This window comes from bacterium (assembly GCA_035295165.1).
Classification (GTDB): Bacteria; Sysuimicrobiota; Sysuimicrobiia; order Sysuimicrobiales; family Segetimicrobiaceae; genus JAJPIA01.
In genome coordinates this window covers 135,350-147,013 of record DATGJN010000092.1, presented here as the reverse complement: position 1 = coordinate 147,013, position 11,664 = coordinate 135,350, and the positions used below count along the sequence as shown (strand labels likewise).

10 protein-coding genes are annotated in these 11,664 nt (G+C 68.2%); 2 read left to right on the top strand and 8 right to left on the bottom strand.

All coding sequences use genetic code 11. The annotated features are described in order from the left end of the window. Positions 1 to 1,471 (bottom strand): hypothetical protein (locus tag VKZ50_16145; GenBank protein ID HLJ61257.1); only part of this gene is annotated, 1,471 nt, incomplete at its 3' end. A gap of 326 nt (positions 1,472 to 1,797) precedes the next feature. On the opposite strand from VKZ50_16145, the gene VKZ50_16140 reads away from it, so the two are divergent. Continuing rightward, positions 1,798 to 2,514: a response regulator transcription factor gene (locus tag VKZ50_16140; GenBank protein HLJ61256.1), complete on the top strand. Its 717-nt coding sequence runs from the start codon at positions 1,798 to 1,800 to the stop codon at positions 2,512 to 2,514. Next, a complete protein-coding gene (locus tag VKZ50_16135) occupies positions 2,511 to 4,283 on the top strand; it encodes an ATP-binding protein (protein ID HLJ61255.1) in 1,773 nt (590 codons plus the stop codon). The genes VKZ50_16140 and VKZ50_16135 overlap by 4 nt, the downstream gene beginning before the upstream one ends. On the opposite strand, the gene VKZ50_16130 is transcribed toward VKZ50_16135, so the two are convergent. The 7 genes from VKZ50_16130 to VKZ50_16100 all read right to left on the bottom strand — a co-directional run bounded on the left by VKZ50_16130 (position 4,243) and on the right by VKZ50_16100 (position 11,635). Further along, positions 4,243 to 5,142, bottom strand: coding sequence for a DMT family transporter (locus tag VKZ50_16130; GenBank protein ID HLJ61254.1), 900 nt, complete (start codon positions 5,140 to 5,142; stop codon positions 4,243 to 4,245). The genes VKZ50_16135 and VKZ50_16130 overlap by 41 nt on opposite strands. Positions 5,143 to 5,173: 31 nt before the next feature. Continuing rightward, positions 5,174 to 5,887 (bottom strand): ABC transporter ATP-binding protein, encoded by a 714-nt coding sequence (locus tag VKZ50_16125; protein HLJ61253.1) that lies wholly within the window; start codon positions 5,885 to 5,887, stop codon positions 5,174 to 5,176. Then, positions 5,888 to 6,721, bottom strand: coding sequence for an ABC transporter ATP-binding protein (locus VKZ50_16120; protein ID HLJ61252.1), 834 nt, complete (start codon positions 6,719 to 6,721; stop codon positions 5,888 to 5,890). Then, the gene (locus tag VKZ50_16115) at positions 6,718 to 7,830 is read right to left on the bottom strand and encodes an ABC transporter ATP-binding protein (protein HLJ61251.1); all 1,113 of its coding nucleotides are present in this window, start codon (positions 7,828 to 7,830) and stop codon (positions 6,718 to 6,720) included. Before VKZ50_16115 ends, VKZ50_16120 begins: the two co-directional genes overlap by 4 nt. Before the next feature lie 6 nt (positions 7,831 to 7,836). Further along, positions 7,837 to 8,754: a branched-chain amino acid ABC transporter permease gene (locus VKZ50_16110; GenBank protein ID HLJ61250.1), complete on the bottom strand. Its 918-nt coding sequence runs from the start codon at positions 8,752 to 8,754 to the stop codon at positions 7,837 to 7,839. A gap of 66 nt (positions 8,755 to 8,820) precedes the next feature. Continuing rightward, positions 8,821 to 10,080 (bottom strand): branched-chain amino acid ABC transporter substrate-binding protein, encoded by a 1,260-nt coding sequence (locus VKZ50_16105; protein ID HLJ61249.1) that lies wholly within the window; start codon positions 10,078 to 10,080, stop codon positions 8,821 to 8,823. Positions 10,081 to 10,363: 283 nt separating this feature from the next. Beyond that, positions 10,364 to 11,635: a Glu/Leu/Phe/Val dehydrogenase gene (locus VKZ50_16100; GenBank protein HLJ61248.1), complete on the bottom strand. Its 1,272-nt coding sequence runs from the start codon at positions 11,633 to 11,635 to the stop codon at positions 10,364 to 10,366. Positions 11,636 to 11,664 lie beyond the last annotated feature (29 nt).

Genomic DNA, 11,664 nt, shown 5'->3' with positions numbered 1-11,664 from the left:
GGTGGCGGCGGAACTCGTGGTAGAACGGCTGCGGCCCCTCACCCTGCCGCGACGCCTCCGCCTCGAGACGCGCGACCGCGGCACGCTCGGCCTCATCGTCCACGGCGCGGTCGGGATTGTAGGCGATCTCGCGCGTCCCGGCCGCCGTCTCGCCGATCAACAGGCGCGCGACGAACGGCTCGACCGCAAGCGCGTGCAACACGGTCCGGTCGCGCGGATCGCGACGCAGCACCGCGACGGCCGAGAGCGGCACCCCCTGCGTCGGGTCTGCGACGACGCGCCCGGCGAGTGGAGCCTCGGCCGGATCCCGGATCACGCGTGCGCCGTCGAACGCCAGCAGCCGTGCCAGCCGCAGGCGGAGACGGTCGCGGGAGGCGACGTCTCCGGGATCCCCCGGCCCGCCGACCCCGGGGTCCGGGTCGAGGGCGTCGGGCGACGCCGCGTCGGCGAGGGCGTCGAGTTCACCCGCGCGCGCCTCGAGCCACTCCGGCGTCACGTCAGGGACGTTCTCGAAGCGCGCCCGCCGGATCCCCCGCGCGAGCGCGGGTACTCCGGCGACAACCGCCGTTCGCGCGTACGCGGCCTTCTCCGCCGGGTAGGCGTACGCCTCGATCGGTTTGCCGAGATCAAGCGCGGCAACGGGAGCGGTGATCGCCGCGTGGCGGAGATCGAAGCCGCGCACCTGTCCCGGAACGCCCCGGTGACCCTCGAGCCACGCAAACACCCGGTACCCCCGCACCGCGCGGCCGTGCGGCGGACGCACCTCGAACGGGACGAGCCGCCCCCCGTCGCGCGTCGCAACGGCGTATCGCACGTACACCCAGTCGTCGGCGCACACGCGGGCGTCTGGGCGCCGCGCCAGGAACCCGTAGGCGAGCGTGGACTTCCCGATGCCGGCCGGTCCAAGATAGAGCATGCCGCGGCCCCCGTGTTCCACGCAGGCGCCCCGGACAAGATAGATCCCCCAGTCCTCGGCCAGCACGCGGCCGACGGCGCCCAGCACCGCGGCCCGCAGTTCCTCGTAGTACGACGTATTGAACAGCAGGATCGTGTCGGTGCGGCGGCTGTAGTAGACGGCCTCCTGCTGATCTGCGACCCCGCCGAGCGCGTACACGGTGACCCTCGGCGTCTGCGGCGGCGCAAGGTTCGCCGCCCCGCGCCACTCCTGCGGGCTGTAGCAGTTCGCGGCCCAGAACTCGGAGAGGTGAGGTGAGTTGGTGATCACGCGCACCCGGACGCCGTGGATGACCGCATCGCGGACCCAGATCGGCTCGGCGTCGGCGCGGCGGACGATGTGCTCGACCGCGGCGGCGACGAGTTCGTTTCGACGCCCGTCGATCCGGTCGATCGCATTGTCGCGCACGGGGGTGCGGCGTCGAGCGCGGGTGATGACGTTGCCCGTCCCGATCGGCGTCCCGGGCCATTCCGACGCCTTGGGATTGGGCGCGGTGGGAAACGTGAACAACTCCACCACGAGCCTCCTGACTGTGCGTCGCGCGGATGACACGGGAGGTGCGACCGGCAACCGCCGCCGTCGCCTCCATCTGTGTTCGGACCGGCGCCGCGTGACCCCTCCTGCCGCATCCCCCGAGGCCCGGGACCGTGGCCCGGTGGGCGTTGCGAGCCGTCGCATCCCTGAGGTTACGCTTCCGTGACACCATCGTGACGGTGGGCTAACAGCGCGAGGCCAAGCTGGGACAGGAGCCGCGTGAAGGGGTCCCACGACGGGCGGAGAACACTAGCGCGGCCTGGAGGTCGACGTTGATCGAGACGCATGCAAAGGACCGGACCGGCATAATGTCCACCAAGCCCGAACGGCAGGTCGGCGGCCGTATTCTCGTGGTCGACGACGAACCACACATCGTGGAGCTCGTTCGGTACAATCTCGTTCACGAGGGCTACGACGTCATCGTCGCCTACGACGGGCACGAGGCGATCGAGAAGGCCAGGACGGCGGCCCCGGATCTCGTGGTGCTGGACCTGATGCTCCCCTACGTGGACGGGCTCGAGGTGTGCCGGGCCCTGCGGCGCGACTCGTCGGTGCCGATTCTGATGCTGACCGCAAAAGACACGGAGCAGGACCGCGTCCTCGGGCTCGAACTGGGCGCCGACGACTACGTGGCCAAGCCGTTCAGCCCGCGGGAGCTGGTCGCCCGAGTCCGCGCCATCCTTCGCCGGACGAGCCGGGATGCAGCGCCCTCCGAGGCAACGGTGGCGGTGGGCGGGCTGGCGCTCGATCCCACGACACACGAGGTGCGGCTGCGCGATCGTCTCGTCGACCTGACCGCGAAGGAGTTTGATCTCCTGCGCCTCCTGATGAGCCACCCGAACCAGGTGTTCACGCGCGACTTTCTGCTGGAGCACATCTGGGGGTACGAGTACTTCGGCAGCACCCGGACTGTGGACATGCACATCAGCCGACTGCGCGAAAAAATCGAGGACGATCCGATCGCCCCCACCTACATCATGACCGTGCGGGGCGTCGGCTACAAAGTCAAAAAAGACGCGGGATGAGATCGAGCCTCCGCTGGAAGCTCACCGGCAGCTACCTGCTGGTCGTGCTCTTTTCGCTCGCCGTCGCCGCGGCGGTGCTGATCCCGCTGATCACGCGGTTCTACCTGATGTCCTACCAGCGTGACGTGCTCAATCAGGCACGCATGGTCGCCCGGATGCTCGAGGTGCCACAGGCCCAGCGGACGAGCCTGTCGCGGCTCGACCGGATCGCCGCGGGGTTTGCGTGGCGTGACGGGGTGTACATCGGGGTCCGCGATGCCGCGGGCCATCCCCTGCCGACGAGCCAGTGGGATACCTCCTCGTCCGGCCCGGTGGAGCCGGAGGTCGCGGCCGCCGCGCACGGACAGCCGACGGCTTCGGTCCGGTACGATCCACCGCGCAAAGAAGCGCGCGTCTTCGCCGCCGCGCCGATCGTAAACAACGGCCTCGTCCGGGGGGTCGTACAGGTCAGCGTACCCCGCATCTGGGTGGACCGGGCCCTACAGCCCGCGTGGTTCGCGCTCGGCGTCGCGCTCGTGATCGGGACCATGGGCGCGTGGGTCCTCGGGGTGTGGCGCGCGCGCGCTCTCTCGTGGCCGGTGCTCGAGCTCGCGCGGGCCGCCCAAGGGATCTCCGCCGGCGACCTCACGAGACGCGTAGACGTGGGCGGTGGGGACGAGATCGCCCAACTCGCGGGCTCGTTCAACACGATGGCCTGGGAGCTGCGGCAGAAGCTCACCGCGATCAGCGAGGAACGCGGCAAGATTGAGGCGATCATCTCGAGTATGAACGACGCGGTCGTCGCCGTGGACGCTCAAGGTACCGTGCTGCTCGTGAACCAGGCCGCGGGCGACCTCTTGGGGCTCGGCCCGTCGGCCCGGGGCCGGTCGCTGCGGACCATGCTCGGGGAACACCCGTTGTGCCGATGTATCGACGCGACGGCCGCGTACGCGGGCGAGATCGAAGAGGAAGTAAGCCTCGGCCCCCCCGACGAGCGGCTGCTCGAGGTCCACGCCACGACGCTGCGACCAACGGAGGGCATCGCCTCCGGGGTGGTCGCGGTGGTCCGCGACGTCACGGTCCTGCGCCAGGCCGAGCGGCTGCGCCGGGAGTTGACCGCCAATGTGTCGCACGAGCTGCGGACGCCGCTGACCTCGATCAAGGGGTTTGCGGAGACGCTGCTCGGAGGCGCGATGGCCGACGAAGACACGTGTCGACGGTTCCTGACGATCATCGACAACGAAGCCTCGCGTCTGATGAAGCTCGTGGACGATCTGATGGATCTGTCGCGTCTCGAGTCGCGCGCGGTCGCGATGGAGCCAGCGCCCGTACGCCTCGACCACCTCGTCGGCGAGGCGATCGGCAGGATGCGGCCGCAGGCAGACCGCCACCACGTCACGCTCCGCCCCGCCGCGCTCGCCCCCGAGGTGGTGATGGCGGACCGTGATCGCATCTTACAGGTGTTGACGAACCTGCTCGACAACGCCATCAAGTTCACGCCGGAGGGCGGTGCGGTCGAGGTGTCCATCCACCCGGACAACGGCGGCGCCGCATTCACGATCGCGGATTCCGGCCGGGGCATCCCCGAGGAGCACCTGCCGCGGATCTTCGAGCGATTCTACCGCGTGGAGCGCTCCCGCAGCCGCGAGGAAGGCGGCACCGGCCTCGGGCTCGCGATCGCAAAGCATATCGTGGACGCCCACGGCGGGCGCATCACGGCCCAGAGCCGGCCCGGCGGTGGCAGCGTGTTCACCGTTGTGCTGCCCGGGGCGGCGCCGCGCCCGTCGTAACCGGGTCCGTCATCGCGCCGACGGTGCTCCCGGCGATCCCGACCAGGACGAGAGCGGTGCCGGTCCAGAACCACCCGCTCAGCCGGTCGCCGAACAGCGCCGCGGACGCGGCCACGCCGACGAGCGGCTGAAGGTACTGCAGGGCTGCCGCGACCCTCGCCGGCAGCCGATGCAGCGCGCCGAACCAGACCCACAGCCCGAACACGGTGACGAGCACCGCCAGGTAGAAGACGACCGCGATCCCCTGTGCGGTCGGATGCGCCGGCGCATGGCGCAACTCCCAGGCGGAGATCGGCACCAGCCCGCAGGCGCCCGCGAGCGACGTCAGCGCGGCCACGGTCAGCACGGAGTACGCCCGCACGAGCGGCACGCTAAGCACGTAGTACAGGGCGATCGCGATCGCGGAGGCCACCATCAAGCCGTCCCCGCGGGCGCTCCCGGTTCCCGCGACCGCGGCGAGCCGGCGGGGATCGCCGGTCGCCACCAGCGCCACCCCGCCAAACGCAAGCGCGAGCCCCAACGCCTGCCGGAACCGGACCGGCTGACGGAGGCGCGCCGCGGCAAGGACGACTACCAGCACGGGGATCAGCGCCGAGATGACGGTCGCGACGGACGCGGATGTCCCCTGGATCCCGAGCGTCTGCAAGACCTGCCCGCCCACGATGCCGAGCACGCCGAGGCCTGCGGCGCCCGCGAGCGCGCGCGGTGGCGGAAGCGGCCGTCCTCGCAGGAGCAGCACGAAACATGGCGCGGCGACCGCGTACCGGAGCGCGGTCAACGTGAGCGGCGGAAAGTCTCGAAGTCCGAGCTTGGTGAGAGGCACGCTGCCGCCCCAGATCACGGCGAGCAGCACGAGCACGCCGATGGATCGCGGCCCGGTGCGCGGACCCTCAGAGTTCGCCGAGGTAACTTTTGCGGACGAGATCGTTCTCCCGCAGCCTGTCGGCGCGGTCGGCCAGCACCACGCGGCCGGTCTCGAGGACGTAGCCGCGCTTCGCGACCTGCAGGGCCATGAGCGCGTTTTGCTCGACGAGGAGGATCGTCACGCCCTGGGCGTTGATCTCCTGAATTGTCTGGAAAATCAACTCGACGAGCACCGGCGCGAGCCCCATGGACGGTTCGTCCAGGAGCATGATCTTGGGTTTCGCCATCAAGCCCCGCCCGATCGCCACCATCTGCTGCTCGCCCCCGGACAGCGTGCCGGCCAACTGGCCGAGCCGCTCCTTGAGCCGCGGGAACAGCGTGTACACGCGGGCAAGATCGTCCTCGATTCCCCGGGCGTCGGAGCGGGTGAACGCGCCCATCCTGAGATTGTCGAGCACGGTCATGCGCGGGAAGATCCGGCGCCCCTCCGGCACCAGGCAGATCCCCCGCCGCGTGATCTCGTGCGGCGGGAGCCCGTGAATCGCGGTCCCGTCGAGCCGCACCGCGCCCGGCCGCGGCTGCAGGAACCCCGCGATCGTTTTCAGCGTCGTGCTCTTCCCGGCGCCGTTCGCACCGATCAGCGTCACGATCTCGCCCGTTTCCACGGTGACCGAGACCCCGTGGAGGGCGTGGATGTGCCCGTAGTACGCGTGGATGTCGTCGGCGACGAGCGTGGGCATCTACGAAATCGCCGCCTTCCCAAGGTACGCCTCAATCACGCGCGCGTCGCGCCGAATCTCGTCCGGACTCCCCTCCGCGATCTTCTCCCCGTGGTCGAGCACGGTGACGCGATCGGCGACCCCCATCACGACGCGCATCTGGTGCTCGATCAGCAACACGCTCACCTGCAGCTCCCCGCGGAGCCGGCGGATGAACTCCATGAGCCGCCGCGCCTCTTCGGGGTTCATGCCGGCGGCCGGCTCGTCGAGTAGGATGAGCCGCGGGCGCAGCGCCAGCGCGCGCGCGATCTCCAACCGCCGCTGATCGCCGTACGGCAGATTCTTTGCCAGCTCCTGGTCCCGTCGCCCCAGCCCGACGAACGCGAGCAAGCGGTGGGCGGCGTCGTGGGCCGCGCGCTCCTCCCGGGCGATCCCCGCGGTGCCGACGACGATGCGGAGCGGATCCGCGGTGAGACGGCTGTGCATCCCGATCAGCACGTTCTCCAGTGCGGTCATGTTGGCGAAGATCCGGATGTTCTGGAACGTCCGGGCGATGCCGAGGCGCGCGATCTCATGCGGCTTCCGCCTCGTGATGTCGTGCCCGGCGAACGTGATCGCCCCCGCGGTTGGATGGTACAATCCGGCAACGACGTTGAAGAACGTCGTCTTGCCGGCACCGTTCGGCCCGATCAGGCTGACGATGCTGTGCTCGGGTACCGTGAAGTCCACGCGGTTGACCGCCACGAGGCCGCCGAACGCCTTGGTCACCCCCCGCGCTTCGAGCAGGAGTCCGCCTGGCGCGGTCCCCGCGTCGGGCGCCGCGACGATCTCGAGAATGCGATCCGGTTCTGTCATGAATCCTCATCCGGCGGGACCGCCACGGGCGCCCCCTCGATCTCGACGGTCGCCAACGCCTCGTGCGGATGCTCCTTCAAGATGGCGGTGATGCGGCGGGCCGGGAACAGCCCCTCGGGGCGCAAGAGCATGAGGAGGATGAGCCCGAGCCCATACAGGAGGAACTTGAGGTTCACGAAGTCGAGCTGCGTCAGCAGCGGCATCCGCCACGCTTGGCCGAGCGCGTGCGACCATTGGGTCAGGTCGGTCAGGAACAGTGTTTGGAACTCGTAGAGAATGGCGGCACCGGCGATCACGCCGAAGACGTTCCCCATTCCGCCGAGCACGACCATCGCCAGCACCGTGAACGACACCGTGAAGTTGAATTGTTCCGGGCTGACGATTCCGAGCTTGGCCACGTACAGTGCGCCCGCGAACCCGGAGAAGAAGGCCCCGAACGAAAACGCCAGCAGCTTCGTCGTGGTGAGATTGATCCCCATCGACGCCGCGGCGATCTCGTCCTCGCGAATCGCCAGCCAGGCGCGCCCGAGGCGGGAGTCCCGAAGGCGCAGGATCGCAATCACCGACAGCACAATCACCAGGATCAGCGTGTAGTAGTAGGGGCGCGGGTTGAACCCGAACTGGAACCCGAACAGAGACGGCTGGTAGATGCCGACGATGCCGTTCGTCCCGCCGGTGTACTTGGGCAGGTTCAAGAACACCGTCGGCACGATCTCGCCGAACCCCAGGGTAACGATCGCGAGGTAGTCGCCGCGCAAACGGAGGGTCGGGGCGCCGAGGAGGGCGCCAAAGACGGCGGCGATGATCGCGGCGACGAGCAGCATCGGCCAAAACGGGATGTGCAGCCCGTAGAACGGCGACGCGGCCAGCGCGTAAGCGTAGGAGCCGATGGCGAAGAACGCAGCGTAGCCCAGGTCCAGCAGCCCCGCGAACCCTACGACGATGTTGAGGCCGAGCGCGAGGAGGATGAACACGGCGGCGTCGGCCGCCGAGTTCACGTGGCCGGCGTTGTGATCGAGCAGCGGGTACCCCAGGAAGAGGAGCAGGATCAACAGGGCGTACCGATACCGGAGGATCCGCCCGAGCCACCCCACCCCGGTCTGCGCCATCGACCGTTACGCCCGCTCCGACAACTGCTGGCCCAGAATGCCCGTTGGCCGGAACACCAGGACGAGGATCAGGACCGAGAAGATCGTCACCTCCGCCCACTGGAACCCGACGTACTGGGCGGTCATCACCTCGACGAACCCGATCACGAAGCCGCCCAGCGCGGCGCCGGTCGTGTTGCCGATTCCCCCGAGCACCGCCGCGGTAAACGCGATCAGCCCCGCCCGGAACCCGTTGATGAACCAGACGTTTCCGTAGTACAGGCCGGTGATCACGCCGGCGGCCCCGGCGAGCAGGGACCCGATAAAGAACGTCAGCGCGATCGTCTTGTTGATGTCGATCCCCATGATCTCGGCGGCCATCCAGTCCTGGGAGGTCGCGCGCATCGCCTTCCCCAACTTCGTCCCTTGGACGAAGAAGTGCAGCGCGACCATCATCACGAGGGACGAGACGATCACGATGATCTGCATCTGGCCGATGCTGAGCGGGCCCACCGAGAAGAACGGGTTCGGCACGACCTGTGGGAACGGCACGGGGGACGGACCGTACCACAGCTGCAGCAGGTTCTCGATGCTGAACGAAACGCCGATCGCGGTGAGAAGCGGCGCCAGGCGTGGCTTCCCGCGCAGCGGCCGATACGCGAACCGTTCGATGACGACGCCCGTGGTCCCCATGATGAACATCGTCGCGAGCAGGACCACGACCAAGGCGAAGACGATGGCGGCGGCCCCGCTGTGGCCGGTCGCCCCGAGCACCGTCAGCAGCGCGAGCGCGACGAACGACCCCGCCGTGTACACGTCGCCGTGGGCGAAGTTGATCAGCTCCACGATCCCGTAGACCATCGTGTAGCCGAGGGCGATAACCGCATAGATCGCCCCGAGTGACAGGCCGTTGATGAGTTGTTGGGCGAACAGGACCCCGTTCATGAGGCGCGGGAGGAGGGGCGGCGGAACCGCCGCCCCTCCTCTTCCCCCCGCAATCCGACGCCGCGGCTAGCCGTTAAAGTTGACCTGGTCGGCCCAGGTCCACTTGCCGCCCTTGACCGTGTATACGGTGATGATCCGGTTCGTGGTGTCCCCGTTCTGGTCGAATGAGAACGTGCCGAGGATGCTCTTGTAGTTCTTCAGGCTGGCCACCCACGCGCGGACCTTCTCACGGTCGGGCCCCACGGCCTTGACCGCATCGAGAATGATCCTCGTGCAGGTGTAGCCGTTGGCGCTGTACGCGCCGGGATCGTCATTGAACCGCGCCTTGTAGGTCTTGATGAACCCCTGCGCCGACGCCACCTTGGTGGCGTCGATCGCGGCGACCGTGCCGTACGATCCCTCGGCCTGGTCCCCGGCAACCTTGAGGAACTCGTCCTCGACGATGCCGTCGCCGCCCTCGAAGGCCGTTTTCAGCCCGACGTCGGCCATCTGCTTGCGAATCAATCCGCCGCCGGTCGTGGTCACTCCGCCGAAGAAGATCAAGTCGGGGTTCTCCGCCTTGATCTTGGTCAGGATCGCGTGGAAATCCTGAGTGCCCTTCGGAATTCCATCGTGGCTGAGCACCTGGCCGCCGAGCTTCTTGAACTCCATCTCCACCTGGTCGGCGATACCCTTCCCGTACGTCTCCGTGTCATCGAGAATCGCGATCTTGCGAGCCTTCAGGGTCCGATACGCGTAGTCTGCCGCCACCGGCCCCTGGAGGTCGTCGGTCGCGCACACCCGGAAGTACGTGATCTTCGACCGTTGGCCGTTCGGGTACAGCTTGAGCGCGCCGAACGCGGGCTTCGTGAGACCCGGGTTCGTCTGGGATGGGCTGATCTGGACGATGCCCGCCGCATTGGTGATCGGGATGCACGCCTGAGCCACGTTGCTGTTGAAGTTTCCGACGATGCCGACGACCGAGGAATCGGCGATCAGTTCCTGCATGTTCTTCGCGCCCTGGGCCGGATCGTGGACGCCGTTCACCGCGTCGTCTTTCAGCGACTCGGAGAAGTGGTACATCCCGCCGGCCTTGTTCGCCTCTTCGATCGCCATGATCACGCCGTTGTTGGTCGGCACGCCGTTCGGCGCTTCGCCGCCGGACATCGGCAGGTCAACGCCGACCTTCACTTCTGTCATCCCCGCCGCCCCGGCCGGCCGCAGGCCCACGCCGCCGAGCACGCCCAGCGACAGCCCGAGCATCGCCGCCCGCGCGAGCAGGTCACGGCGGGAGATCTTGCCCGCTTGGAATAACTGGACCAGTTCTCGTGCCTCACGATCCCGCATTGAATTCCCTCCCTATATAGTCGATGATCGATTCCCAACCTTCGAACCGCACGGAGCCGCGTCACCCTCCCACGGTCTGTGCGGCCGTCCTGTCAAGGAATCCTTACGTTCGCGCCTGGGAGGAAAGTTCCCTCCGGCCAGGGACAGTTCCTCGCGCCCCGGGGAATCGGTCGCGGAGCCGACGATAGGACAGATCGGAAGGAGGACCTCGGCGCCGGTCGTCACGGCAGCCGGGCCGCCGCGCCCGGGCACGCGGGGGCGCGTGAGGCGCAGCCCTGGGCCGTTACGGGTAGATGCCCCGGGTCACGAGCGCGTCGGCCACGCGGCTGACCGCGCGAACGAGCGCACCGACCCGCATCTCGATCTGCTTCTCCTGACACACCGCGAGAACGTCCCGGAAGCTCCGCACCAGGATGCGTTCCAGCCGGGCGTTGATCTCCTCCTCGGTCCAGAAGAACGATTGAAGGTCCTGCACCCACTCGAAGTAGGACACGATCACGCCGCCGGCGTTGGCGAGAATGTCCGGGACGACGAACACCTTGCGGCTCTTCAACACCTCGTCCGCCTCCGGTGTCGTCGGACCGTTCGCCCCCTCCACGACGATGCGCGCCTTGATGCGAGCGGCGTTGTCCGCGGTGATCTGTCCCTCCATCGCCGCAGGCACGAGGATCTCGCACGGCAGCTCAAGCAACTCGTCGTTGGTGACCGCGTCGCACCCGCGGTACCCGGTGACGCTCCCCGTCTCCTGCTTGTGGCGGATCAGGTCGTCCGGATCGATCCCCTTCTCGTTGTAAACGCCCCCGCGGCTGTCGCTCGCCGCGACGATCCGGCAGCCCTCGGCGTGCAGCGTCTGGGCGGCGATCGCGCCGACGTTGCCGAAGCCCTGGATCACCGCGCGCGCCCCCGCAAGCTGCAGCCCCAAGTGACGGGCGGTTTCACGGGTCACGATCGTGACGCCGCGGCCGGTGGCCTCGATGCGTCCAGCGGACCCGCCGATCGAGATCGGCTTCCCCGTCACGACCGCGGGCACCGAATAGCCGCGATGCATGCTGTAGGTGTCCATGATCCACGCCATGACCTGGGGCGTCGTCCCCATGTCGGGCGCGGGGATGTCGCTGTCGGGCCCCATCAGGACTTCGATTTCGGTAGCATAGCGGCGCGTCAGGTGCTCGAGCTCGGTCTGGGACAAGATCTTGGGATCGCACACGACGCCGCCCTTGGCGCCGCCGTAAGGCAAACCGACCACCGCGCACTTCCAGGTCATCAGCATCGCCAACGCCCGGATCTCGTTCAAGGACACATCCGGATGGTAGCGGATCCCGCCCTTCGTCGGGCCGAGGATCGTGCTGTGGTGAATCCGGTATCCGGTGAACACCTGGACCGAGCCATCCTCGCGCTGCACCGGGAAATGCACGGTCAGCTCGCGTTTCGGATACACGAGGAACTCGCGCACACCGCGCTTGAGAGGCAACAGGTCCGCCGCCTGGTTGAACTGCTTACGTGCGACCACCCACGGATCTTCCTGAGGTGCCGTCTTCACCGCCTTGAGTGCCATCCCAGTTCGCCTCCCGCTGACGCTAGGTT